This is a genomic window from Actinomyces capricornis (genome assembly GCF_019974135.1).
Taxonomy (GTDB): domain Bacteria; phylum Actinomycetota; class Actinomycetes; order Actinomycetales; family Actinomycetaceae; genus Actinomyces; species Actinomyces capricornis.
Genome location: NZ_AP025017.1, coordinates 41,449 through 66,241 on the forward strand (window position 1 = coordinate 41,449; position 24,793 = coordinate 66,241).

General features: G+C 70.2%; 17 protein-coding genes and 2 rRNA genes. 1 reads left to right on the forward strand and 18 read right to left on the reverse strand.

What is annotated here, in order from left to right:
• Positions 1-225 precede the first annotated feature (225 nt).
• The 9 genes from MANAM107_RS00195 to argH all read right to left on the reverse strand — a co-directional run bounded on the left by MANAM107_RS00195 (position 226) and on the right by argH (position 12,250).
• Positions 226-3,417, reverse strand: a 23S ribosomal RNA gene (locus MANAM107_RS00195).
• A 486-nt stretch (positions 3,418-3,903) separates the two neighbouring features.
• Positions 3,904-5,439: ribosomal RNA gene (locus MANAM107_RS00200) — 16S ribosomal RNA — on the reverse strand.
• Together the 16S and 23S rRNA genes form the textbook arrangement of a ribosomal RNA operon.
• Positions 5,440-5,949: 510 nt before the next feature.
• Positions 5,950-7,212 carry a tyrosine--tRNA ligase gene (tyrS, locus tag MANAM107_RS00205; RefSeq protein ID WP_223909629.1) on the reverse strand — a complete coding sequence of 421 codons (1,263 nt, stop codon included), beginning with the start codon at positions 7,210-7,212 and terminating at the stop codon, positions 5,950-5,952.
• Between the two features lie 116 nt (positions 7,213-7,328).
• Positions 7,329-8,066: an endonuclease III domain-containing protein gene (locus MANAM107_RS00210; RefSeq protein WP_223909632.1), complete on the reverse strand. Its 738-nt coding sequence runs from the start codon at positions 8,064-8,066 to the stop codon at positions 7,329-7,331.
• Positions 8,067-8,089: 23 nt separating this feature from the next.
• A complete protein-coding gene (locus tag MANAM107_RS00215) occupies positions 8,090-8,920 on the reverse strand; it encodes a class I SAM-dependent methyltransferase (RefSeq protein WP_223909635.1) in 831 nt (276 codons plus the stop codon).
• Complete coding sequence (locus MANAM107_RS00220; RefSeq protein ID WP_179901148.1) at positions 8,917-9,345, reverse strand: MarR family winged helix-turn-helix transcriptional regulator; 429 nt, start codon at positions 9,343-9,345, stop codon at positions 8,917-8,919. The genes MANAM107_RS00215 and MANAM107_RS00220 overlap by 4 nt, the downstream gene beginning before the upstream one ends.
• On the reverse strand, positions 9,345-9,764 hold the full coding sequence (locus MANAM107_RS00225) for an SRPBCC family protein (RefSeq protein ID WP_223909638.1): 420 nt from the start codon (positions 9,762-9,764) through the stop codon (positions 9,345-9,347). Before MANAM107_RS00225 ends, MANAM107_RS00220 begins: the two co-directional genes overlap by 1 nt.
• Before the next feature lie 204 nt (positions 9,765-9,968).
• The gene (locus tag MANAM107_RS00230; RefSeq protein WP_223912613.1) at positions 9,969-10,580 is read right to left on the reverse strand and encodes a DNA-3-methyladenine glycosylase; all 612 of its coding nucleotides are present in this window, start codon (positions 10,578-10,580) and stop codon (positions 9,969-9,971) included.
• 83 nt (positions 10,581-10,663) lie between these two features.
• Positions 10,664-12,250, reverse strand: coding sequence for an argininosuccinate lyase (gene argH, locus MANAM107_RS00235; protein WP_223912616.1), 1,587 nt, complete (start codon positions 12,248-12,250; stop codon positions 10,664-10,666).
• Between the two features lie 195 nt (positions 12,251-12,445).
• Between argH and MANAM107_RS00240 the strand changes: the two genes are divergently transcribed.
• On the forward strand, positions 12,446-13,306 hold the full coding sequence (locus MANAM107_RS00240; RefSeq protein ID WP_223909641.1) for a formate/nitrite transporter family protein: 861 nt from the start codon (positions 12,446-12,448) through the stop codon (positions 13,304-13,306).
• Between the two features lie 73 nt (positions 13,307-13,379).
• Here the strand turns inward: MANAM107_RS00240 and MANAM107_RS00245 are convergent, their stop codons facing one another.
• The 9 genes from MANAM107_RS00245 to pheS form a co-directional block, all read right to left on the reverse strand.
• Positions 13,380-14,621, reverse strand: a complete 1,242-nt coding sequence (locus tag MANAM107_RS00245) for an argininosuccinate synthase (protein WP_223912620.1) — start codon at positions 14,619-14,621, stop codon at positions 13,380-13,382.
• Between the two features lie 201 nt (positions 14,622-14,822).
• On the reverse strand, positions 14,823-15,398 hold the full coding sequence (locus MANAM107_RS00250) for an arginine repressor (RefSeq protein ID WP_223909644.1): 576 nt from the start codon (positions 15,396-15,398) through the stop codon (positions 14,823-14,825).
• Positions 15,395-16,753 (reverse strand): acetylornithine transaminase, encoded by a 1,359-nt coding sequence (locus MANAM107_RS00255; RefSeq protein ID WP_223909648.1) that lies wholly within the window; start codon positions 16,751-16,753, stop codon positions 15,395-15,397. The genes MANAM107_RS00250 and MANAM107_RS00255 overlap by 4 nt, the downstream gene beginning before the upstream one ends.
• Positions 16,750-17,709 carry an acetylglutamate kinase gene (argB, locus tag MANAM107_RS00260; protein ID WP_223909651.1) on the reverse strand — a complete coding sequence of 320 codons (960 nt, stop codon included), beginning with the start codon at positions 17,707-17,709 and terminating at the stop codon, positions 16,750-16,752. The genes MANAM107_RS00255 and argB overlap by 4 nt, the downstream gene beginning before the upstream one ends.
• Positions 17,706-18,962 (reverse strand): bifunctional glutamate N-acetyltransferase/amino-acid acetyltransferase ArgJ, encoded by a 1,257-nt coding sequence (argJ, locus tag MANAM107_RS00265; RefSeq protein WP_223909655.1) that lies wholly within the window; start codon positions 18,960-18,962, stop codon positions 17,706-17,708. Before argJ ends, argB begins: the two co-directional genes overlap by 4 nt.
• Positions 18,959-20,086, reverse strand: a complete 1,128-nt coding sequence (gene argC, locus MANAM107_RS00270; protein ID WP_223909659.1) for an N-acetyl-gamma-glutamyl-phosphate reductase — start codon at positions 20,084-20,086, stop codon at positions 18,959-18,961. The genes argJ and argC overlap by 4 nt, the downstream gene beginning before the upstream one ends.
• Before the next feature lie 205 nt (positions 20,087-20,291).
• The gene (locus MANAM107_RS00275) at positions 20,292-20,789 is read right to left on the reverse strand and encodes a flavodoxin domain-containing protein (RefSeq protein ID WP_223909662.1); all 498 of its coding nucleotides are present in this window, start codon (positions 20,787-20,789) and stop codon (positions 20,292-20,294) included.
• Positions 20,790-20,993: 204 nt separating this feature from the next.
• Positions 20,994-23,648: a phenylalanine--tRNA ligase subunit beta gene (pheT, locus tag MANAM107_RS00280; protein WP_223909665.1), complete on the reverse strand. Its 2,655-nt coding sequence runs from the start codon at positions 23,646-23,648 to the stop codon at positions 20,994-20,996.
• Position 23,649: 1 nt separating this feature from the next.
• The gene (pheS, locus tag MANAM107_RS00285) at positions 23,650-24,735 is read right to left on the reverse strand and encodes a phenylalanine--tRNA ligase subunit alpha (RefSeq protein ID WP_223909668.1); all 1,086 of its coding nucleotides are present in this window, start codon (positions 24,733-24,735) and stop codon (positions 23,650-23,652) included.
• Positions 24,736-24,793: the final 58 nt, after the last annotated feature.

Below are 24,793 nucleotides of genomic sequence, written 5' to 3' on the forward strand. Positions count from 1 at the left end.
TTTTTGGTGTGCCTTGTGTGGGCGGCGGGGGGTGGTGGTTGGTCGTCTATAGTGTTATGTGGTGTGATCCGGGTGTTGTCCCGGGGGGTGTGCCCCCACACACGCACTCGCATTCTCTTGCGCGGGTGTGTGTGGGTGGTTGGGTTGGTTGTGGACCGTATAGTGGGCGCTTGGTGTGTGTGGTGCTCGCGTGCTCTCACCCGCCCCATGAGTCTTGGGTGGGTGTGTGTTTTGTGTTGGCCGATTAGTACCAGTCAGCTTGTACCATTACTGGTTGTACACTTCTGGCCTATCCACCCAGTGGTCTACTGGGGGCCTTCCACCCCACTGGGGGGTGTGGAGACCTGGTCTTGGAGATGGTTTCCCGCTTAGATGCTTTCAGCGGTTACCCGTCCCGAACGTAGCCAACCAGCCGTGCCCCTGGCGGGACAACTGGCACACCAGAGGTTCGTCCGTCCCGGTCCTCTCGTACTAGGGACAGGCCTCCTCAAGTCTCCTGCGCGCGCAGAGGATAGGGACCGAACTGTCTCACGACGTTCTAAACCCAGCTCGCGTACCGCTTTAATGGGCGAACAGCCCAACCCTTGGGACCTGCTCCAGCCCCAGGATGCGACGAGCCGACATCGAGGTGCCAAACCATGCCGTCGATATGGACTCTTGGGCAGGATCAGCCTGTTATCCCCGGGGTACCTTTTATCCGTTGAGCGACGACCCACCCACACGGGATCGCCGGATCACTAGTTCCTACTTTCGTACCTGCTCGACCCGTCGGTCTCGCAGTCAAGCTCCCTTGTGCACTTGCACTCAACACCTGGTTGCCGACCAGGCTGAGGGAACCTTTGAGCGCCTCCGTTACTCTTTAGGAGGCAACCGCCCCAGTTAAACTACCCACCAGGCACTGTCCCTGACCCGGATCACGGGCCCAGGTTCAGGCGCGCACCATAACCAGAGTGGTATCTCAAGGCCGACTCCACCACCGCTGACGCGGCGGTCTCATTGTCTCCCACCTATCCTGCACAAGCTATGAGGCACGCCAATACCAAGCTGTAGTAAAGGTCCCGGGGTCTTTCCGTCCTTCTGCGCGAAACGAGCATCTTTACTCGTAGTGCAATTTCGCCGAGCTCATGGTTGAGACAGCGGAGAAGTCGTTACGCCATTCGTGCAGGTCGGAACTTACCCGACAAGGAATTTCGCTACCTTAGGATGGTTATAGTTACCACCGCCGTTTACTGGGGCTTAAATTCACCCCTTCACCACCACGAAGGGTGGTTGAGGGCTCCTCTTAACCTTCCAGCACCGGGCAGGCGTCAGTCCGTATACATCGCCTTACGGCTTCGCACGGACCTGTGTTTTTAGTAAACAGTCGCTTCTCCCTGGCCTCTGCGACCCTCACCCCTAGCCCGCAACGGGGCTTCAGGGCTCGGGCCCCCCTTCTCCCGAAGTTACGGGGGCATTTTGCCGAGTTCCTTAACCATGATTCACTCGTGCGCCTAGGCATACTCTGCCCGACCACCTGTGTCGGTTTAGGGTACGGGCGGCTGGCACCATCGCGTCGAGGCTTTTCTCGGCACCCCAGGATCACCCTGCTATCCCCCACCACCGGTGGGGTCACCATCACGCCTCACCCCTGCCACCAACTGGCGGCTGGCCCCCGGATTTGCCTGGGGACCGGGCTGCGCGCTTGAACGGGCCAAGCCATCAGGCCCGCGGAGGCTACCACTGTGCGTCACCCCTGTTAATACGCTTGCCTACCTGCACGGAGGGTCCCCAGACCCCGGCCCCCCCACCACAGCCCCACCACCCCGAAGGGCAGCAGCAGCCATGGCACACAGGAGACCCGGGCGTGGGTCAGCACCCGCGCGTCAGCATGGGCGGTGCTTCGCCGGTACGGGAATATCAACCCGTCATCCATCGACTACGCCTGTCGGCCTCGCCTTAGGTCCCGACTCACCCAGGGCGGACTAGCCTGGCCCTGGAACCCTTGGTCATTCGGCGCTAGGGCTTCTCACCCTAGTATCGCTACTCATGCCTGCATTCTCACTCCCACGCAGTCCACCCACGATCACTCCCGGGCTTCACCCCACGCAGGACGCTCCCCTACCACCCCCGGCCCCTGAACACCCCACAACAGGTGGGACGCTGGGGAACACGCCGGGGATCCGCGGCTTCGGCGGTGTGCTTGAGCCCCGCTACATTGTCGGCGCACGACCACTTGACCAGTGAGCTATTACGCACTCTTTCAAGGATGGCTGCTTCTAAGCCAACCTCCTGGTTGTCTGCGCGACCGCACATCCTTTCCCACTTAGCACACGCTTAGGGGCCTTAGCCGGCGATCTGGGCTGTTTCCCTCTCGACCACGGAGCTTATCCCCCGCGGTCTCACTGCCGCGCTCATACCCGACGGCATTCGGAGTTTGGCTGACGTCAGTAACCCTGTGGGGCCCATCAGCCACCCAGTAGCTCTACCTCCGCCGGGCAACACACGACGCTGCACCTAAATGCATTTCGGGGAGAACCAGCTATCACGGAGTTTGATTGGCCTTTCACCCCTACCCACAGCTCATCCCCCCAGTTTTCAACCTAGGTGGGTTCGGTCCTCCACACGCTCTTACACGTGCTTCAACCTGGCCATGGGTAGATCACCCCGCTTCGGGTCCAGAACGCGCCACTACACTCGCCCATTTCGGACTCGCTCTCGCTACGGCTACCCCCCACGGGTTAACCTCGCGACACGCCACTGACTCGCAGGCTCATTCTTCAAAAGGCACGCCACCACCCCACACCCCCAAAAATGAGGACACGAGGCTCTGACGGCTTGCAAGCGCCCGGTTTCAGGTACTATTTCACTCCCCTCCCGGGGTACTTTTCACCATTCCCTCACGGTACTATCCACTATCGGTCATCAGGAGGTATTCAGGCAGCCAAGTGGTCTTGGCAGATTCACACAGGATTCCACGAGCCCCGTGCTACTCGGGCACCCCACCCGCACACACACGCACCAGTTCAACCTACGGGGGTCTCACCCACTACGCCACGCCATCCCAGACGCTTCGGCTACCAGCACACGCACGCACCGCCCTCCGGCAGAAGAGCAACAGCAGAGCCCCACAACACCACGCACGCAACCCCTGCCGAGTATCACACGCACACGGTTTAGCCATCATCCGCTTTCGCTCGCCACTACTCACGGAATATCTTCTCCTACGGGTACTGAGATGTTTCACTTCCCCGCGTCACCCCCCACGCCCTATACAATTCAGACGCAGGTGACACGACATAACTCGTGCCGGGTCCCCCCATTCGGAAACCCTCGGATCACAGCCCGCCAGCCGGCTCCCCGAGGCTTATCGCAGGCCACCACGTCCTTCATCGGCCCCTGATGCCAAGGCATCCACCGAACGCTCAAAAAAACAAAACACAAACAAAACACAAACAGAACACCAAAAACACATACAGCACTACCAACAAGAACCCCACACCACACCAGGCAACACCAGATGCACGCGCGGGGCCCTCATCAGATGCTCGCGCCCACTATACAGTTCACAACCAACCCACCCACACCACCAACCACACCCCCCTCAGGATGCAGCCAGCAGCCAGGCCACCCAGGGCACGATTGCCCCAGAACCCGACAGCATGCCACCAGCCCCACCCCACGACCACCCCCCACAACGAAGGGCACCCCCAGGACCAGGCCGCACCACCACCCACCACACCCCCACCCCCCCAAACAAGAAGGAGCCAAGGAGCGCACCAGACAGCAGCAGTTCCCTACACCACGCCAACACTCCAGGCCCACCAGCCCCAGACCCAGCACCAGGCCCGCACCCACACAGGGCTACGGCAACAAACCCAGCACCAGACCCCACCAGGCCAGCACACCAAGAAAGAAACTCCCTAGAAAGGAGGTGATCCAGCCGCACCTTCCGGTACGGCTACCTTGTTACGACTTCGTCCCAATCACCAGCCCCACCTTCGACCGCTCCCCATAAGGCCACGGGCTTCGGGTGTTGCCAGCTTTCATGACGTGACGGGCGGTGTGTACAAGGCCCGAGAACGTATTCACCGCAGCGTTGCTGATCTGCGATTACTAGCGACTCCAACTTCACGGTGTCGAGTTGCAGACACCGATCCGAACTGAGACCGGCTTTAAGGGATTCGCTCCGCCTCACAGCATCGCAGCCCTCTGTACCGGCCATTGTAGCATGCGTGAAGCCCAAGACATAAGGGGCATGATGATTTGACGTCATCCCCACCTTCCTCCGAGTTGACCCCGGCAGTCTCCCGCGAGTCCCCACCACAACGTGCTGGCAACACAGGACAAGGGTTGCGCTCGTTGCGGGACTTAACCCAACATCTCACGACACGAGCTGACGACAACCATGCACCACCTGTAAGAGCGCCAAAAAATGGAAGCCCCGTCTCCGGGACGATCGCCCTCATGTCAAGCCTTGGTAAGGTTCTTCGCGTTGCATCGAATTAATCCGCATGCTCCGCCGCTTGTGCGGGCCCCCGTCAATTCCTTTGAGTTTTAGCCTTGCGGCCGTACTCCCCAGGCGGGGCACTTAATGCGTTAGCTACGGCGCGGAAGAACCCGGAAAAGGCCCCCCACACCTAGTGCCCAACGTTTACGGCGTGGACTACCAGGGTATCTAATCCTGTTCGCTCCCCACGCTTTCGCTCCTCAGCGTCAGTAACGGCCCAGAGACCCGCCTTCGCCACCGGTGTTCCTCCTGATATCTGCGCATTCCACCGCTACACCAGGAATTCCAGTCTCCCCTACCGCACTCAAGCCGGCCCGTACCCACCGCAAGCCCCCAGTTAAGCCAGAGGATTTCACGACAGACGCGACCAGCCGCCTACGAGCTCTTTACGCCCAATAATTCCGGACAACGCTCGCGCCCTACGTATTACCGCGGCTGCTGGCACGTAGTTAGCCGGCGCTTCTTATCCAGCTACCGTCAACCCACCCACAAAGAGATGAGCCTGCTTCACTGGCGAAAGAGGTTCACAACCCGAAGGCCTCCATCCCTCACGCGGCGTCGCTGCATCAGGCTTGCGCCCATTGTGCAATATTCCCCACTGCTGCCTCCCGTAGGAGTCTGGGCCGTGTCTCAGTCCCAGTGTGGCCGTCCACCCTCTCAGGCCGGCTACCCGTCACCGCCTTGGTAGGCCATCACCCCACCAACAAGCTGATAGGCCGCGAGCCCATCCCCCACCAGAAAAAAACCTTTCCCAACCCATGCATGCGCACAGACCAGAATATCCCGTATTAGCCCCACTTTCATGAGGTTATCCAGAAGAAGGGGGCAGGTTACTCACGTGTTACTCACCCGTTCGCCACTCATCCACCCAAAAAAGGGCTTCACCGTTCGACTTGCATGTGTTAAGCACGCCGCCAGCGTTCGTCCTGAGCCAGGATCAAACTCTCCAAACAAAACAATCAGAGAAAACTATCCCCATGGCCCAACCCACCCCACAAAAAACAAGGCAGGCAAACCAAAAACAAAACAGACCCAACAACAACCCCACACACCACACAAAACATGCAGCACACAGAACCATCATCAAGCCCAACATGGCATAAAAAACATGACACACTATCGAGATCTCAAACAACACACCCACTCAGATTCTTCATCCTCACCGGGTGAGGAAGCCTCCTCTGGAAGCGCCCGACGAACATTATTCGAGGCGATCTTTCAAGTCAAACCGAGGATTCGTGACCCTGGCCTCATGACCGCCGCGATGGAGTTCGTCCGGCCTTGATGCTCTGGAGAACCAGACGCCTCAAGGCCGAGGAGTAACTTACACGTTGGGACCAGGGCGGTCAACCCGTGATTCAGTGAGGCCCCACACAGATGCGGCGCCGGGGTGCCGCCGGCCGATGATGCTGCCACGGGGGCGCACCGTCGTCGAGGCGCTCCCGCACCCGGGCTGCACGGGTTCAGGCGGTCCGGGCGGCGGCGAGGTTGCGCCGGCCCTTGCGGACCAGGACCACTCCCCCGGCCAGGACCTGCTCGTCGCTGACCGGCGCGTCCTCGTCGGTGACCTTGACGTTGTTGATGTAGGCCCCGCCGGCGGCCACTGTCTTGCGGGCGGCGCTGCGGCCCTTCTCCAGGCCGGTGCCCACCAGGAGGTCGACGATGGTGGAGGTGCCCACCACCAGCTCGGTGGTGGCCAGGTCCGCCGTCGCGGCCCGCAGCGTGTCCGCATCGAGCTCGTTCAGGTCGCCCCGGCCCCACAGGGCCGCGGTCGCGGCCTGGGCCTGGGCCAGGGCCTGGGCGCCGTGCACCCAGGTGGTGACCTCCTGGGCCAGGACCCGCTGGGCCTCGCGGGCCTTGGGATTGGCGGCGGTGGCGGCCTCCAGGCGCTCGATCTCCTCGCGCTCCAGGAAGGTGAAGACCTTGAGGAAGCGCACCACGTCCTCGTCGTCGACCTGGAGCCAGAACTGGTAGAAGGCGTAGGGGCTGAGCATCCGGGGGTCCAGCCACACGGCCCCGCCCTCGGTCTTGCCGAACTTGGTGCCGTCGGCCTTGGTGATGAGGGGGTTGGTCATGACGTGGACCGAGGCGCCCTCGACCTTGTGGATGAGGTCCATGCCCCCCACGAGGTTGCCCCACTGGTCGTTGCCCCCGATCTCCAGGGTGCAGCCGTGGCGGCGGAAGAGCTCGAGGTAGTCATTGGCCTGGAGGACCTGGTAGCTGAACTCGGTGAAGGAGATCCCCTCATCGCTGGCCAGGCGCCGGGCCACGATATCCTTGGAGAGCATCGTGCCCATGCGGAAGTTCTTGCCCAGGTCGCGCAGGAAGTCGATGGCGCTCATCTCCTGGGTCCAGTCCAGGTTGTTCACGATGCGCGCGGGGTTGTCGCCCTGGAAGTCCAGGAGCCTCTCGAGCTGGGCCTGCAGCTCCCGGGCCCATCCGGCCACGACGTCCTTGGTGTTCAAGGAGCGCTCCCCCTTGGCCCGGGGGTCGCCGATGAGGCCGGTGGCGCCTCCCACCAGCGCCAGTGGGCGGTGCCCGGCCAGCTGGAGGTGGCGCATGACCTTGACCGCCACGAGGTGCCCGTGGTGCAGGGAGGGGGCGGTGGGGTCGAAGCCGCAGTAGAAGGTGACGGGACCGGCCTCCAGTGCCGCGCGCAGAGCATCGATATCGGTGTGCTGGGCCACCAGGCCCCGCCATTGCAGCTCCTCCAGGACGTCCTTCACGCTCCTGCACCTCCCGGTCGTCTCGTCTCGCCCGCAGCCATCCATATGCCTGGGGCCGGGGCGCGGTGGCGCCCGGCGACGCTAAGTGTGCCACGCCCCGTCGTCGGGCCCACCGCTCAGCGCCGGTGGGATCCGCCTGGGCGGCCCAGGTAGGCGCCCCAGCCTTCCCGGGCCCGGGCAGAGGGGCCCGCGGTGACCACCAGCCAGTGCAGCTCCTGGTGCTCCGCGGCGCTGAGCCCCTCGCCGGCCACCACGGGCTCCAGGAGGCGCCGGGTGCCCTCGTAGTCCCGGCCCACCGGGTAGCCCACCACACTGAGCATCCTGCGGGCGTAGGCGTCCCAGATGAAGCGGGGGCGATGGTAGACGTAGAGGCTGATGACATCGGCGGTCTCGGGGCCGACGCCGGGAAGTGCGAGCAGGCGGGCGCGCAGGGCGTCGTCGTCGAGGGTGGTGGCGCTCCTGCCCGGGCCGCTGGTGAGCCAGGCGGCCAGGGCCCTGAGGCTGCGGGCCTTGCCGGTCATGAATCCCGAGGGGCGGATGAGCCCGGCCAGCGTGGCCTCGTCCATCGACAGCAGCACGGCGGGGTCGAGGGCTCCGGCCCGGCGCAGGTGCTCCAAGCTGCGCTGGACGCTGCGCCAACTGGTGTGCTGCACCAGAACGGCTCCCGTCATGATCTCGAAGCCGGATTGCGCGGGCCAGTGGGAGGCCTCCCCCAGCTCGCGGCGCAGGGCGGCGAGCAGATCGCGGAAGGAGGGTCGGGGGCCGCCCGCCTCCGCCGTACTGCCGGGAGCTGGCGCGCCGGGGGCGGCGGTCCCGATCACGGTGGTGCCGGGTGCCGCGGTGCCGGGTGCCATGGGGGCTGAGTCCTCCTGCGCGGTCATGGTGGCCCCGCCCCGCCAGCGCCGTCCCGTGTCGCCGGGCCGCGTGCCTTCTGGGGCTCGGCCCTGGCGGGTCGGTCCCAGGTCAGCCGGTAGCGGTAGTGGAGGCGGCGCCGTATCCGTGCACCGGGCAGGATCTCGGCGGCGGCGGCCCGGATCCGGGTCAGCGGCTCGCGGGCGGGGGCGGTGGGGACCCCGATGTCCGCGGTCTCGTGGTGGAGCCATCCGGCCAGGCGGGCGGGCAGGACACTGGCCGCGGCCACGGCCCAGTCCCACGGAGTGGCCGTGGCGGCCAGGCCGATGATGATGAGCCGTCCGCCGGGGGCCACGAGCGCGGCCAGGCGGTGCAGTGCGGGGCGCAGGGGCAGGTGGTGGAGGACGGCGACGCAGGTGACGGTCTGGAAGGTCCCCAGGCGCGCAGGCAGGTCCTGGCAGAGCAGGTCGGCGCGCTCCAGCCTCACCGGGACGGCGGCGCCGGCCGTCCCGCCATCGGCGCGGCCGTGAGAGGCATGGCTGTCATCGCTGGCACTGTCCTGGCTGTCATCACCGAGAGCGCCCAGTCGCGCGCGGGCCCGTGCCAGGGCGGCGTCATCGGTGTCGATCCCGACCTGCTCACCGGTCACCGGTGCCAGGCGGGCCAGGAGCAGCCCGTCGCCGCAGCCGACGTCGAGGACCCGTCCGCCGCGTCGGGCCGCGTCGCGCACGATCTCACCGTGGAAGGCCGTGTTGTGGTTCCAGTACTGCTCCAGCCCCACGGGCCCCTGCTGCCGGTCGCGGCCCCGCCCCGCCCGTCGGGCGAGGGGCGCCGCCGCCCGCCGTCGTCGTCTCATGGCCGAGCCGGGCCGCTGAGCAGGGCCTCGCGCAGGGCGGGATGGGCGGCGAAGTAGGCCTCGTCGACGGCCTCGACGGCGGGGACCGCCTGCTCGCACAGCCTGCGCCCACTGCCCGTGGCGCGCACGATCCGGGCCCGGGCATCGCCCGGATCGGCCTGCCGGGTCACCAGGCCGTCCCTCTCCAGGCGCTTGAGGACCTGGCTGGTGTTCTTGGCATCCATCCCGGCCTGGGCGGAGATCCCCGCCTGGGTGCCCGCCCGCTCATGATCCTCCAGCCAGCACACGCAGGCCAGGATGACGAACTGGGAGTGGGTCAGGCCCAGGGGGCCGAGCGCGGCAGTGACATCCCGCTGCCAGGCCAGTGTGGCGCGCCACAGGAGCAGCCCTGGGCTGGCCTCGGGGCCCTGGTACCTGGTGCGCATCACCGGCCCAACGTAGCAGCCTCCACCAGTGACTGAGCCGTGGCCGGGAAGTCGGCGGCGATCTGGGGCCCCAGCTGCGGGCCGACCCGATCAGCCTCGGCCCCCTGGATCTCCAGGCCCAGGGTGATGCGACTGCCCGACGCCGTCTCATCGAAGGAGTGGGTGAAGACCAGCTCCACTCCCCCGTACTCCACCCGGTCGGCCTGGCAGTGAGGTGGCTCCCAGCGGGTGACGGTGATGACGACCGGCTCCTGCCCAGCCGGCGTCATCCGCAGCTGAGCCCCATGGCCGAGCCCGCCCAGAGGCTCGTAGCGGTCCCCTCCGGGAAGGAGGAGATCGCCCGAGAGCACGCGGAGCCAGGTCTGCCACAGGGCCTCCGCGCTCAGAGCGGTCTCCAGGCCGTATCGAGTGCTCCACATCATTGATCTCCTTCTCCTGCTCATTAGGCACGTCATTGAGTAGGGCGCGGGAGCGGTCGAGCGCCCCGGCGGGGGTGCCCGCACCGCCATATACTCTACACATAGATGGTCTATGCGTCGACAATCTCCTGCGGATGCCCGCCCTGACGCTGGTCCCCGGCCGGAAGGGCATCACTTCGCGACGCGCTTTTGGAGACGGGCGGCCTACGGGCGACGACGCGCCGCGGCCCGATACGGGGAGACGGTGGGCTCCCCCTCCAGCCAGAAGCGCCAGGGGAAGGCCTCGCCATCCCCGCCCGGGCCCGAGACCCCGGTGCGCGGACCCGTGCGGATCCGCCCGGGGTCCGGGGCGCAGGACGGCTCGGGCAGGGCCAGGCTCAGGCGCGATCCGGGCCCGCCCAGGACGATGCCGTCATCTCCCCGGTCCAGCCCCAGGGCGGCACACAGCCGGGCCGGGCCGCGGGCCAGATCCCGGTCCGACGTGGCGGCCGGGCGGCGCCCCCTGGCCAGCTCGACGCCGCCACTGACCTCTCCCCCGCGCAGCAGCACCGCCCGGGACTGCCCGGCCGCACCGCACACGAGGTTGAGGCAGTAGTGCATGCCGTAGGTGAAGTAGACGTAGACGCAGCCGGCCGCCTCGAACATCGAGGCGTTGCGGGCGGTGCGCCCCCGGTAGGCGTGGGAGCCGGGATCGAGCTCACCTGCGTAGGCCTCGACCTCGGTCAACCGGATGGACACCGCGCCCTGCTCGCTGCACGAGGTGATGATCGCGCCCAGTAGGCGGGGCGCCACCTCCACCGGGTCGCCGGCCAGCAGGTCGAGGACCTCCGGGGCGGCGCCGGCCGGGGCCTTGGATGCAGCAGACCGCGACGCCGAGGACGCCGGCCGCCCCCGGCGGTTCAGGGGCGCTCCTCGGCGTCCCCGGCCCCGCCATCCCCGGGCTCCTCGCCGTCGCGAGGGCCGCTCGGCCCCACCGGTCCGTCCAGGAGGGAGCCCTCCCAGGAGAAGACCCGCAGCTCGGCGCTGCGGGCGATGGCCCGGGCCAACTGCTCGACCACGCGCACCGGGGCGGTGCCCCCGTGCCCGCTGCGGGAGGCCACCGAGCCCTGGGCCGACAGGACCTCGCGCACGCCGGGGGCCAGGCGGGCATCGATGTCGGCGAAGTCGGCGTCGGTGAGGTCCCACAGCTCGATGCCGCGCTCCTCGCAGCGCCGCACGCAGGCCCCGGCGATCTCATGGGCGTGGCGGAAGGGCACGCCCTCCTTGACCAGCCACTCGGCGATATCCGTGGCCAGGGCGAAGCCCTGGGGGGCCAGCCCGGCCATGCGCTCGTAGTGCAGGCTCATCGTGCCCACCATCCCGGCCACCGCCGGCAGGAGGATCTCCAGGGTGTCGATGGCGTCGAAGACCGGCTCCTTGTCCTCCTGCAGGTCGCGGGCATAGGCCAGGGGCAGGCCCTTGAGGGTGGCCAGCAGCCCCGTGAGGTCCCCGATGAGCCGCCCGGCCTTGCCCCGGGCCAGCTCGGCCACATCCGGGTTCTTCTTCTGGGGCATGATCGAGGAGCCCGTGGCGAAGGCGTCGTCCAGGGTCGCGAAGCCGAACTCCTTGGTGGTCCACACGATGACCTCCTCGCTCAGGCGCGAGAGGTCGACGGCCGTCATGGCCAGGATGAAGGACAGCTCGGCGACGACGTCGCGGGCGCTGGTGCCGTCGATGGAGTTCTCCACCGCCCCTTCGAAGCCCAGGTCCGCGGCCACGGCGTCGGGGTCCAGGCCCAGGGAGCTGCCCGCCAGGGCGCCCGAGCCGTAGGGGGACACGGCGGCGCGCGCGTCCCAGTCCTCCAGGCGCTCCACGTCGCGCATGAGCGGCCAGGCGTGGGCCAGCAGGTGGTGGGCCACCAGGACCGGCTGGGCGTGCTGGAGGTGGGTGCGCCCCGGCATGATGCGCTCCCCGGCCGCCGCGGCCTGGTCGATGAGGGCGTCGACGACGTCGAGCACGAGCCCGCCAAGGCGGCGGGCCTGGTCGCGCAGGTACATGCGGATGAGGGTGGCGATCTGGTCGTTGCGCGAGCGCCCGGCGCGCAGGCGCCCGCCCAGGTCCTGCCCGGCGCGCTCGATGAGCCCGCGCTCCAGGGCGGTGTGCACGTCCTCATCGAAGGGCGCGGGGGCGAAGGCGCCGGAGACGACGTCGTCCTCCAGGCGGTCCAGGGCGGCCAGCATCCCCTCCAGCTGCGCTCCGTCCAGCAGCCCGGCCCCGTGCAGCGCCCGGGCGTGGGCGCGCGATCCGGCGATGTCGTAGCGGGCCAGGCGCCAGTCGACGTGGGTGGACACGCTCAAGGCGGCCAGCGCCTGGGAGGGCCCGCCGCTGAAGCGCCCTCCCCACAGGCTCACCGCCTCCTGCGGGGCTGTGGGGGCCGGGCTGGAGTCCGTCGGGCGGGGGTCGGGCTGGGCGGCGCGGCTGCTCGTCATGGCCCCATCATGGCCCATCCCCGCCTGCGGGGCCTGCATCCGGGGCCCGCATCCGGCCCCGGCCTGGAGTGGGCCGGCGCCGGAGCGCCGGCGGGCGGGCGCCCGGCGCCATGAGACAGGGGGATGCCGACAGTGGGAACAGACAGGGAACATCAGGACCATCCGGTGCGCCAGTGGCCACCGCCACGGGCCACCGCATGGAAGCATGGGGGCATGGCAGACGCACCCAACGCCCTGTTCCCCGGAAAGCAGTTCATCTCCACCGTCCTTGAGGCCCTGGAGACCAAGACCCGCATGACCGGCACCCTGGCCCACCGCTACCTCATGCGGGCGGCCATGGCCGGGATGATCGTGGCGGTCTTCTACGTCGTCAACTACGCCATCGTGGGCATCCTCGATGAGATCCACGTGGGCGAGGCCTCCCTGGCCGGGCTGGGCAGGATCCTGGGGGCCCTGTGCTTCGGGCCGGCCCTGGTCTTCATCTACTACACCCGCTCCGAGCTGCTGACCAGCAACATGATGGTGGTGGTCATCGGCGGCTACTACCACCGCATCTCCTGGTGGCGGGGGCTGAGAGTCCTGGTCCTGTGCTTCCTGGGCAACTTCGCCGGGGGGCTCGTCTTCGCCCTGCTCTACCGCTTCTCCACCCTCATCCAGGGGCCCACCGGGGAGCAGGCCCTGCACTCGGTGGAGGTCAAGCTCGGCTACCTGTCCTCGGCCTCGGGCGCGGCCGACCTGTTCATCAGGGCGATCCTGTGCAACTTCATGATCAACCTGGCCATGCTGCTCATCTACAACGGCTACATCGCCGAGGACTGGTCCAAGATCTTCTCGATGATCATCGCGGTCTTCGTCTTCGCCTTCCTGGGCCTGGAGCACTCGGTGGCCAACACCGTGCTGTTCACCGTCGTCGGCCTCAACCACGGCATCGACATCCCCCTGGCCATGGGCAATGTGGCGGTGGCGCTGCTGGGCAACTTCGTGGGCGGAGGCCTGCTCATCGGCGCCTACTACGCCTACGTCAATGACGACTCGCGCTACCTGCGCCGCCACGGCGGCGACGAGGGCGCCTGAGATGCAGCGGGCCCGGTCCCGGGGCGGATGGCCGCCCCGGGACCGGGCCTGAGGGCTGCTCTCCTGCCCGGCCTCAGAAGCCCATCCCGTGGCCCGTGCGCACGTCGCGGGCGGCCGCCAGCTTGGACTGCAGGCCGTAGATCTCGATGAAGCCCCGCGAGGAGGACTGGTCGAAGGTGTCCCCGGCGTCGTAGGTGGCCAGGTTGAAGTCGTACAGCCCGGTCTCCGAGCGCCGCCCGTTGACGGTGGCGCGCCCGCCGTGCAGCACCATGCGGATGTCGCCGCTGACGTAGCGCTGGGTGTCGGCGATGAAGGCGTCCATGGAGCGCTTGAGCGGGGAGTACCACTGGGCCTCGTAGACCAGGTCGCTCCAGGTGCTCTCCATCTGCCGCTTGTAGCGCAGCTGGAGGCGCTCGAGGGTGACCGCCTCCAGGGCGCGGTGGGCCTCGATGAGGGCGAGGGCGCCGGGGGCCTCATAGACCTCCCGGGACTTGATGCCCACGAGGCGGTCCTCGACGATGTCGATGCGGCCCACGCCCTGGGCGCCGGCGCGCCGGTTCATCTCCTGGATCGCCTCCAGGGGGGTCACGGGCCGCTCGTCGATGGCCACCGGCAGGCCCTCCTCGAAGGTGATGACGAGCTCATCGGGCAGGGGCGGGTAGGTGGGATCCTCGGTGTAGGAGTAGACGTCCTTGGTGGGGGCGTTCCACAGGTCCTCCAGGAAGCCGGTCTCGATGGCCCGGCCCCAGACGTTCTGGTCGATGGAGAAGGGGTTGTGCTTGGTGGTCTCGATGGGCAGCGAGTGCCGCTCGGCGTAGTCGATGGCCACGTCCCGGGTCAGGGCCAGGTCGCGCACCGGGGAGATGCAGGTCATGTCCGGGGCCATGGAGGTGATGGAGACCTCGAAGCGCACCTGGTCATTGCCCTTGCCGGTGCACCCGTGGGCCACGGTGCCCGCCCCGAAGCGGCGGGCGGCCTGGACCAGGTGCTTGGCGATGAGGGGCCGGGACAGGGCCGAGACCAGGGGGTAGGTGCCCTGGTAGAGGGCATTGGCCTTGAGGGCCGGCATGCAGAAGTCGGTGGCGAACTCCTCGCGCGCATCGACCACCCAGGCCTCCACCGCCCCGCAGTCCAGGGCGCGCCGGCGGATGACGTCGAGGTCCTCACCGCCCTGGCCCACGTCCACGGCGACGGCGATGACCTCCTTGCCGGTCTGCTCGCCGATCCATCCGATGGCCACGGAGGTGTCCAGGCCCCCGGAGTAGGCCAGGACCACCCGGTCCTTGTTGTCGCTGGTCTGCTCAGTGCTTGTCATCATGACTGGTCTCCTCCTGCTCGCCCGCGGGCGGCCGGGATCGTCTCGGTGGGAGGTGCTGTGGGGTGGGGCGCCGGTGGGCCCGGCGACGAGGGAAGGACCGTGGCTGCCCGGGGTGTGCAGGGGCGAGGGCCCGTGGGGCCCGGCCTCCTGGGCGGGGCTGCCCGGGTCCTTCCGGGATCGGGTCCGCTCGGACCCGGGTCAGGATCTGGGACGGCTGTCGGCCAGGCCCAGCAGGTGGCCGGAGACCTCTGCGGAGATCTCGGAGCTGCGGGTGATGACCAGGACGGTGTCGTCCCCGGCGATGCAGCCCAGCACCCCGGGCATCATGGCGTCGTCGACGGCGGCGGCCAGGAGCTCGGCGGCACCGGGCAGGGTTCGCAGGACCACCTGGCCCTCGGCCCACTCGACGGTGACGAGCAGGTCGGCGCACCAGCGCGCCAGTCGGGCGGTGGTGTGGTCGGCCAGGGAGTCGGTGCCCGGGGCCGGGGCCGGGCCGGCCAGCTGCCCCATGACGCTGCCCTCGGGGATGGCGTAGACCTGGCCATCGGCCGAGCGGATCTTGGTGGCGCGCAGCTCGACCAGGTCGCGCGAGAGCGTGGCCTGGGTGGTGCTCACGCCGCGGGCCGCCAGGGCGTCGCGCAGCTGGCCCTGGGATCGGATGCGCTCCTTGGCCAGGATGCGCACGATGAGGGCGTGGCGGGCGGCCTTGGTGCTGGGGCTCGAGGCGCCGGTGGTCTGGCGGTAGGGGCTGGTGCGGTCGAGGATCTCACTCATGGATTGCTCCTTTCTGCCAGGGCCTGGGCCAGTGCCCCTGTGAGCGAGGAGGCCTCCTGCGGGGTGAGGATGAGGGGCGGGGCCAGGCGGATCGTATCGGGTCCTGGGGCGTTGACGATGAAGCCGCGCTCCAGGAGGGCCGAGGCCACCTGGGGTGCGGGGGGCGCGCCCGCGGCCAGGCCCACGCCCAGCAGCAGTCCGCGGCCCCGGACCTGGGCGACCTGGGGCAGCTGGGCGAGCTCCTGGGCCCACTGCTCCCCCAGGCGGCGCGCATGGTCGAGCAGTCCGAGCTCGCCGATGGTCTCGATGACGGCCAGGGCGGCGGCGCTGGCCACCGGGTTGCCGCCGAAGGTGGTGCCGTGCTGCCCCGGCCCCAGGAGCTCGGCGGCCTGGCCGCGGGCCACAAGAGCGCCGATGGGGATGCCCCCGCCCAGGCCCTTGGCCAGGGTGACGACGTCGGGCACCACGCCGGGGGCCAGGAGGTGGTGGGCCATCCAGGCCCCGGTGCGGCCCATGCCGGTCTGCACCTCGTCGCAGATGAGCAGGGCCCCGGCGCTGCGGGTCAGCTCCCGGGCGGCGCGCAGGTAGTCCTCACCCAGCTCGCGCACCCCGGCCTCGCCCTGGATCGGCTCGATGACCAGGGCGGCGACGTCGGGGCCCATCGCCCGCTCCAGGGCCTGGGCGTCGCCGGCGGGCAGGAACTCCACCCCGCCGGGCAGGGGCTCGAAGGGCTCGCGGTAGGCGGCCTTGTGGGTCAGGGCCAGGGCGCCCATGGTCCGGCCGTGGAAGGCCCGCTCCAGGGCCAGGATGCGGGGGCGCCGGCTCCCGCCGTGGCGGCGGGCGATCTTGAAAGCCGCCTCGTTGGCCTCCGTGCCGGAGTTGGCCAGGAAGACCCGGACCCGGCTGCCGGCGCCGGCAGTGCCCTCCGCGCTGTCCACGCTGTCGGCGCTGCCTGCGCCGCCCGTGCTGCCTGCCGGCCCGGCCTGGACGCCGTCCCCGTGCCCGGTCTGCTCCTCGGGGAAGACGATGGCTGCCAGGCGCTCCGCCAGGCGCACCTGGGCGGGGTTGGTGAAGAAGTTGGAGACATGGCCCAGGGTGGACAACTGGTCGGTGACGGCCTGGAGGATCGCGGGGTGGGCATGGCCCAGGCAGTTGACGGCGATGCCCGCCAGCAGATCGAGGTACTCCCGGCCATCGGCGTCCCACACGCGGGTGCCCCGGCCCCGCACCAGGGCCCGCTGGGGCGGGCCGAAGGTGTTCATCACGGCCTGGGCGTAGCGCTGGGACCACTGCTCACCGCTGGTGCGCTGGTCGGCCGCGTGCTCGCCGGCCGCGTGCTCGCCGGTGGTGCTCATAGGCTCCTCCCTCCGCTGAGCGGGGGCAGTGGTGCGTCCCCGGGGTGGATGACGGTGCCCACGCCCTCGTCGGTGACGATCTCCAGGAGCATGCAGTGGGCCTGGCGGCCGTCGACCACATGGGCCTGGCCCACTCCCCCGCGCACGGCCCGCAGGCAGGCCTCCATCTTGGGGATCATGCCGGTCTCCAGGCTGGGCAGGAGCTCCTCCAGGGCCGCGGCGCTGATGAAGGGCACCAGCGAGCTGCGGTCGGGCCAGGCCGCGTAGAGCCCCTCGACGTCGGTGAGCATGAGCAGGGTGCGGGCCTTCAGGGCCACGGCGATAGCGGCCGCGGCGGTGTCGGCGTTGATGTTGAGCACCGTGGAGGAGTCGGTGGACAGGGGCGCCACGGAGGAGATGACGGGGATGCGCCCCTGGTCGAGCAGGTCGATGATGGGCTGGGGGTTGACCTCGACGACGTCGCCCACGAGCCCCACATCCACGCTCTGGCCGTTGACGGTGGCCGGCCTCTGGCGGGCCTGGAGCAGGCCGCCGTCCTCGCCGCTGATGCCCACGGCGGCCGAGCCGTCCTTGTTGAGCAGGGAGACCAGCTCGCGCTGGACCGAGCCGGTGAGGACCATGCGGACCACGTCCATGACCTCGGGGGTGGTCACGCGCAGGCCCCCGCGGAACTCCGAGTCGATGCCCAGGCGGGTGAGCATGGCGTTGATCTGGGGGCCGCCGCCGTGGACGACGACGGGCCTGACCCCGACCTGGTGGAGGAAGAGGACGTCCTGGGCGAAGGCCCGCTTGAGCTCCTCGTCGACCATGGCGTTGCCGCCGTACTTGATGACCATGGTGGCGCCCTTGTAGGTGCGCAGCCAGGGCACGGCCTCCAGCAGCACCGAGGCCTTCTGCTGGTCGGTCAGTGAGGTGGGCCGGCGGGTGGTGGGCCGGGGGGTGTGGGAGGTGCTCATGTGGTGTAGTCCGCGTTGATGGTGACGTAGCCGTGGGTCAGGTCGTTGGTCCATACGGTGGCCTGGGCCGGGCCCGCGCCCAGATCGATGTCGATGCGGGTCTCGCGCGGGCTCATGTCCACCAGGCTGCGGTCCTCGCCCAGGGCGCCGTGGCGGAAGATGGTCACGCCGTTGATGGTCACATCCACCTCCTGGGGGTCGAAGGGGCAGGCCTCCTCGGGGACGGTGCCCAGCTGTGACAGGACCCTGCCCCAGTTGGGGTCGCCGCCGGCCACGGCGCACTTGAGGAGGTTGGAGGAGCTGACGGTGCGGGCGGCGGCCTCGGCGGCCTTCTCGCTGACGGCGCCGGTGACGGTGATGGCGATGTCGTGGGTGGCGCCCTCGGCGTCGGCCACGAGCCTGCGGCCCAGGCGGCCCAGGATCTGCTCGACGGCAGCCTCGAGCTCCTCGGGGGCGGGTGCGGCGCCCGAGGCGCCGGAGGCCAGGAGCAGGACGGTGTCGTTGGTGGACATGCACCCGTCGGAGTTGATGCGGTTGACGGTACGGGCGGTGGCGGCGCTTAGGGCCCGCTGGGCCTGCTGGGGGCCGACGACGGCGTCGGTGGTGATGACGGCCAGCATGGTGGCCATGCCGGGGGCGAGCATGCCCACGCCCTTGATCATGCCCCCGATGGTCCAGCGCCCCTGGGGCCCCTCGACCTCCAGGGCATCCTCCTTGGGGACGGTGTCGGTGGTCATGATGGCCACGGCGGCCTCATGCCCGCGCTCCAGGCCTGTACCCAGGGCCTGGGCGGCGCTCCTGGCACCTGCCAGGAGGCGGGGCATGTCCAGGGGGGCGCCGATGACGCCGGTGGAGCACACGAGCACCTGGTCGGCCCGGCATCCCAGCAGGTCGGCCACCTCGGTGGCGGTGGCGGCGGTGTCGTGCTCGCCGCGCGCCCCGGTGCAGGCGTTGGCCGAGCCGGAGTTGAGGACGACGGCGCGCGGGCCGGTCGCGGCCTCGTTCTGCGGGGGCGCCGGGGGCACGACGGCGCCCTCACCCGCGTCCGGGGCGGGGCCCCCGCCCGTGGCCTGCTCGATGATGCGGCGCGACCAGACCACGGGAGCGGCCACCACCCGGTTGGTGGTGAAGACTCCCGCGGCGGTGTGCAGCGGGCCGTCGTTGACCACCAGGGCCAGGTCGGGCCTTCCGGATTCCTTGAGACCGGCACTGACCCCGGCGGCGCGGAAGCCCTGGGCGGCGGTGACACTCATGGCGCGACTCCCTGTGCGATGACGCCCGTGGCCTCGGGCAGGCCCAGGGCGAGGTTGAGGCTCTGGAGGGCCGCCGAGGCGGTGCCCTTGCCCAGGTTGTCGATGGCGCACAGGGCGGTGATCGTGCGCGCCACCGGGTCGTAGGCCACCTGGACGGCGGCCAGGCCGCTGCCCGCCACGGCGGCGGTGGTGGGCCAGACTCCCTCGGGCAGCAGGTCGATGAGGGGCTCGCCCTGGCCGGGCGCGCCGTAGGCGGCGCCCCAGGCGCGGCGCAGGGCGGCGGTGGGGTCCTCGGCCCGGGTGATGGCGCTGGTGGCCCCGGCGGTGACGGTGGCCAGGATGCCGCGGCTCATGGGCACCAGGACGGGGGTGAAGGAAATCCGTGCGGCCCCGGGCCCGCCCCCGGCGACGGTGAGGTTCTGGGTGATCTCGGGGATGTGGCGGTGGGTGCCGCCCACGGCGTAGGGCTGGGCCGAGCCCAGGGCCTCGGCGGCGCTCAGGTGCGGCTTGAGGGCCTTGCCGGCCCCGGAGTAGCCCACGGCCAGGACCGCGGTGATCGGGGGCGCCTGGTCGCCGGTGTCCACCAGGCCTGCGGCGATGCCAGGCTGGAGGGCCAGCGTCACGGCGGTGACATTGCAGCCGGGCACGGCGATGCGCCGGGTGGCGGCCAGCTCGGCGCGCTGGCGGGCCGCGGTGGTCTCCCCGGCGTGGAGGAGCTCGGGCATGCCGTAGGCCCAGGCACCGGCGTAGGGGCTGTCCTGGCCGTAGAAGGCGGCCCAGGCGGCGGGGTCGGTCAGCCGGTGGTCGGCGCCGCAGTCGATGAGCAGCGGGTCGACGCCCTGGGCGGCGGCCTCCTTCTCGATGGCCGCCGTCACGGCTCCCGAGGCCCCGTGGGGCAGGGCCAGGACGACGGCGTCGTGCCCGGCCAGGGCGGCGGCGTCGGTGGCCTCCACGCGGCGCTGGGCCAGGTGGGCCAGGTGGTGGTGGTGCTGCCCCAGGAGGGTGCCGGCCGAGGAGGCGGCGCTGAGCACGCCGATCTCGATATCCGGGTGGGTGCTCAGCAGGCGCAGGGCCTCGCCACCGGCGTACCCGGTGGCGCCGGCGACGGCCACGGAGAAAGTCATGCAGAAACCATACGACCGATGCATACAAATGCAAAACGGGCGGGGCCGCAGGGCCCCGCCCCATGCCCCGCACCCTGCCAGCAGCCGGATCGCGCCGCATGATCCCCTGCGCTGCGTCCGCACTGCGTCCGCGCTGTGCCGGCGCGAGGCCGGCACGTCGGCACAGTGCCGGCCCTTTGCCGGCCCTATGCCGGCACGGGGCGCGTCAGGCCGTGGTGTCGTGCAGGGAGGTGATGATGGCGTCGGCCCACTGGGTGACCTGATCCCAGTCGCGGTAGTCCCCCTCGGAGGCGCCGCCCAGGCGGGCGATGGAGCGCTCGCGCAGGTTGAGCCGGTCGGGGGCGAAGCGCCCGGCGAAGCAGATGTGATCCTCGGGCTCCAGGGCCAGGAGCACCGGGCCGATGCGCAGCGGGTCGGCGGCCTGCCCGTCGGCCACCCCGGACAGGCCCACGGAGAAGGCCCACACCGGCTTGGCGGCCAGAGTCGTGCGGAACCGCCGGGTGAAGTCCACCGCCTCATTGGTCCACTTGGTCATGTATACGGCGCTGCCCATGATGAAGGCGTCATAGCCCTCCACGGACTCGACATCCTCGGGGTGGGCCTGATCCACCTCGACCGCGGCCTCGCGCAGCCGCTGGGCGATGACGGCCGCGACCTCATCGGTGGAGCCGTGGCGGGAGGATGATGTGAGCAGAATCTTCATACGCGACAGTATTCACAGATCCGGCCCCTCATGGTGGGACCCGATACCCAGATCCTGGTGCTGTTAGGAGAAACACATCCCACTCCGGTCCGCCCGCGGGCAGCGGCCCCGTGGGCGCCTCCGAGCCCCGTCAGCGGCGCTGATGGGGCCCGGCCGCTTCTCACCTGCCCGCCGCGCGAGTCCGTGAGAAGCGGCCTGTGGCCTTCAGGAGCGCAGCTCGGCGCCCAGGGCCTTGGCGGCGCGCTTGACCACCCGCTTGCGCACCGCCGCGGTCTCCTCGGCGGTCAGGGTGCGGTCGGCGGCGCGCAGCACCAGGGAGAAGGCCAGGGACTTCCTGCCCTCTCCCAACTGGGGCCCGCGGAAGACGTCGAAGAGGCGCACCTCCTCGGCCAGGTCCCCGGCGGCCTGGCGCACCACGGCCTCGACGGCGGCGGCGGGCACCGGCTCCTCGACCACCAGGGCGATGTCCTCCTTGGCGGCGGGGAAGGTGGAGACGGGGGCCACCTGGAGGGCGCCCGCCGCCTCGGCGGCCGCCAGCAGCGGCTCCAGGTCGATTTCCACGGCGCAGGTGCGCGCCGGCAGGCCCAGGGTGCGGACCACGCGCGGGTGGAGCTCGCCGGCGTGGGCGACCACCGGCCCGGCCTGGAGCTCCTTGCCCCGCCGCGTGGCGGGCAGGCGCAGCTCGGCGGTGCGGCCGGGGTGCCAGGGGGCCACCGGCTCGACGGGGGCACCGGCCTCCACGCCCACGCCCAGGGTGCGGGCCACGGTGCGCACGACCTCGACGGCGTCGGCCCAGTCCCAGGGGCGGCCCGCGCCCAGGACCCCGGCGGCCTGGGCCTGCCCGGCCAGGACGGCGGCGATATGCGTCGGCTGGGCGGGGATGCCCGCCTCCAGGGCCTCGATCTGCTCGGGGCTCGGGCGGTGCTCCACGCCGGGGATCGGCGCGGGCACGGTGCCCGCGGGGCGGGTGACGGCGCCGAGCTCGTAGATGGCCAGGTCGGGCAGTCCGCGCGAGGCGTTGCGGCGGGCGGCCTCCACCAGGGAGTCCAGGACGCTGGTGCGCAGCAGGGGCGCGTCCTCGGCCAGGGGGTTGGCCAGGGCCGCGGCCCGGCGCCGCGGGTCGCCCTCGGGGATCTCCAGGCGGTCGTGGATATCGCCGATGAAGGGGTAGGTCAGCACCTGGGTCAGGCCCGCCCCGGCCAGGGCCCGCACGACCTCGCGGCAGGCCCGCTGACGGGCGGTCAGGCCCGATCCGGCCGGCGCGGTGGGGATGATGACGGGGATGGAGTCGTAGCCGTCGAGGCGGGCCACCTCCTCGGCCAGGTGGGCGGCGCCCACGAGGTCGGGCCGCCAGGTCGGCGGGGTGACCGCGAGCAGCTCGCGGCCCTCCTCGTCGGTGCCCGCGGGCCGGACCGTGCAGCCGATCATCTCCAGCAGCTCGGTGACCCGCGGCGTGCCGTAGGCGACCCCGGTGAGGCGCTGGGCGGCGTCGGCGCGGATGAGGAGCGGCTCGGGGGGCGCCGTGCGGTCGAGATCCGTGGCGGTGGGCTCGGCGGTGCCGCCCCCGTACTCCACGAGCAGGTCGACGGCCCTCTGGGCGGCCACCGGCGGCAGGGCGGGGTCCACGCCGCGCTCATTGCGCTTGGAGGACTCGGTGGGCAGGCGGTGGCGCCGCGCCGAGCGGGCCACGGAGACGGGGTCGAAGTGCGCGGCCTCGATGAGCAGGTCGGTGGTGGTCTCATCGACCTCGGCGGCGGCCCCGCCGAAGACCCCGGCCAGGACCAGGGGGCGCGCGCCCCGGCCACCGGTGGAGTCGGTGATGACCAGGTCCTCGGGGTCAAGGTCGCGGGTGGCCTCGTCCAGGAAGGTCAGGGACTCCCCCGGCCTGGCACGGCGCACCACCACCGGCGCCGTCAACTTGGCCAGGTCGAAGGCGTGCAGGGGCTGGCCCAGGTCCAGCATGACGTAGTTGGTGACGTCTACGGCCAGGGAGATGGGGCGCATCCCGGCGGCGGTCAGCCGCTCCTGCATCCAGGCCGGGGAGGGGGCCGCGGGATCGATGCCGCGCACGACGCGGGCCACGTACCGGTCGCAGCCGGGCCGCCCGTGGATGGGGGCCTCGTCCTCGATGACCACGGGGAAGCCCTCCGGCCCGGCCGGCGCCACGCCCTGGGGGTAGAGGCCCGCATTGGCGCCGTCGGCGGGGTCGGTGAAGGCGGCGCCGGTGGCGTGGGAGTACTCGCGGGCCACGCCCCGCATGGAGAAGCAGTAGCCCCGGTCGGGGGTGACGTTGATCTCCAGGACCTCCTGGCCCAGGCCGAGCAGGGGCAGGGCGTCGGTTCCGGGGGCGGGGGGCTCCTCGCCGTCGCGGCCCTGCTCGGCCAGCCACTGGTCGAGCACGATGATGCCGTCGTGGTCCTCCCCGATGCCCAGCTCGCGGGCCGAGCAGATCATGCCGTCGGAGATGTGCCCGTAGGTCTTGCGGGCCGAGATGGCGAAGTCGCCGGGCAGGACGGCGCCGGGCAGGCTGACCACCACCGAGTCCCCCACGCCGAAGTTGTGGGCGCCGCACACGATGCCGCGGCTGGGCAGGTCGCTGGGCTCCTTGCCGGTGCCGGGGGCATCATTGTGCTCGGGCCCCACGTCCACGCGGCAGTAGTTGATGACCTTGCCGTTGGACTGCTCCTTGGACTCCAAGGTCAGCACCCTGCCGACCACCAGCGGGCCGGTGACGGCCGGGGGGACGATGCGCTCCTCCTCCAGGCCCACGCGCACCAGGTCGGCCGCCAACTGCTCGGCGGTGGTGCCGCTGGGCACATCGACGTGCTCGCGCAGCCACTCCAGGGGGATGTATGGCATGTCAGTGGCCCTTTCCGGTGGTGCCGAACTGCTGGGAGAAGCGGATATCGCCCTCGACGATGTCGTGCATGTCGGCGATGCCGTGGCGCAGCATGAGGGTGCGCTCCAGGCCCATGCCGAAGGCGAAGCCGGTGTAGACCTCGGGGTCGATGCCGCAGGCGGTCAGGACATTGGGGTTGACCATGCCGCAGCCGCCCCACTCGATCCAGCCGGGCCCGCCCTTCTTGTGAGGGAACCACAGGTCCATCTCGGCGCTGGGCTCGGTGAAGGGGAAGAAGGAGGGGCGCAGGCGGGTGCGGGCCTCGGGCCCGAACATGGCCCGGGCGAAGTGGTCGAGCGTGCCCTTGAGGTGGGCCATGGTCAGGCCCTTGTCCACCGCCAGGCCCTCGACCTGGTGGAAGACGGGGGTGTGGGTAGCGTCGAGCTCGTCGGAGCGGAAGACCTTGCCGGGGCAGGCCACGTACAGGGGCGGCTCCTGGTCCAGCATGACCCGGGCCTGGACCGGGGAGGTGTGGGTGCGCAGGACGAGGTTGGCCGGCTCGCCCGGTCCGGCGCCCACCGACTCGCCCTGGATGTAGAAGGTGTCCTGCATCTGGCGGGCGGGGTGGTCGGTGTCGAAGTTCAGGGCGTCGAAGTCGTACCACTCGTGCTCGACCTCGGGCCCCTCGGCGATGGACCAGCCCATGGAGCTGAAGAAGTCGGAGACCTCCTCGATGAGCAGGTCGAGGGGGTGGCGGGCCCCGGGGGCCGTGCGGGTGGTGGGCACGGTGACATCGACCGCCTCGGTGGCCAGCATCTGCTCCTCGGCGGCGGCCTCCAGCTCCTCCTGGCGGGCGGCCAGGGCGGCGCCGATACGCCCGCGGGCGGCGCCCAGGAGCCTGCCGGCGGTGGGCTTGTCGGCCTTGTCCAGGCCCCCGATGGCGCGGTTGGCCAGGGCCAGGGCGGAGGCGTCCCCGATGTAGGCCAGGCGCGCCTCCTTGAGGCCGGCGAGGTCCTGGGCCTCGGCGATGGCGGCCAGGGCCGCCTCGACCAGGGCGTTGATGCCCGCCTCATCCAGGGGCGAGAGGGCGCTGTGAGCATCAGTCATCTGCAGTGCCTTCCGGTGGGTGGTACTCCGCGCCCAGGGTAGTCCGCGGCGGGGACAG

Coding starts and splice junctions, on each gene's coding strand:
- MANAM107_RS00255 (WP_223909648.1), bottom strand. CDS start 16,753: ATGAGCACCACCGGCGAGCACGCGGCCGGCGAGCACGCGGCCGACCAG.
- argC (WP_223909659.1), bottom strand. CDS start 20,086: ATGACTTTCTCCGTGGCCGTCGCCGGCGCCACCGGGTACGCCGGTGGC.
- pheS (WP_223909668.1), bottom strand. CDS start 24,735: ATGACTGATGCTCACAGCGCCCTCTCGCCCCTGGATGAGGCGGGCATC.
- MANAM107_RS00215 (WP_223909635.1), bottom strand. CDS start 8,920: ATGAGACGACGACGGCGGGCGGCGGCGCCCCTCGCCCGACGGGCGGGG.
- argJ (WP_223909655.1), bottom strand. CDS start 18,962: ATGAGTGTCACCGCCGCCCAGGGCTTCCGCGCCGCCGGGGTCAGTGCC.
- pheT (WP_223909665.1), bottom strand. CDS start 23,648: ATGCCATACATCCCCCTGGAGTGGCTGCGCGAGCACGTCGATGTGCCC.
- MANAM107_RS00250 (WP_223909644.1), bottom strand. CDS start 15,398: ATGAGTGAGATCCTCGACCGCACCAGCCCCTACCGCCAGACCACCGGC.
- MANAM107_RS00275 (WP_223909662.1), bottom strand. CDS start 20,789: ATGAAGATTCTGCTCACATCATCCTCCCGCCACGGCTCCACCGATGAG.
- MANAM107_RS00245 (WP_223912620.1), bottom strand. CDS start 14,621: ATGACAAGCACTGAGCAGACCAGCGACAACAAGGACCGGGTGGTCCTG.
- MANAM107_RS00225 (WP_223909638.1), bottom strand. CDS start 9,764: ATGTGGAGCACTCGATACGGCCTGGAGACCGCTCTGAGCGCGGAGGCC.
- MANAM107_RS00210 (WP_223909632.1), bottom strand. CDS start 8,066: ATGGCACCCGGCACCGCGGCACCCGGCACCACCGTGATCGGGACCGCC.
- argB (WP_223909651.1), bottom strand. CDS start 17,709: ATGAGCACCTCCCACACCCCCCGGCCCACCACCCGCCGGCCCACCTCA.
- argH (WP_223912616.1), bottom strand. CDS start 12,250: ATGGGCCATGATGGGGCCATGACGAGCAGCCGCGCCGCCCAGCCCGAC.
- MANAM107_RS00240 (WP_223909641.1), top strand. CDS start 12,446: ATGGCAGACGCACCCAACGCCCTGTTCCCCGGAAAGCAGTTCATCTCC.
- MANAM107_RS00220 (WP_179901148.1), bottom strand. CDS start 9,345: ATGCGCACCAGGTACCAGGGCCCCGAGGCCAGCCCAGGGCTGCTCCTG.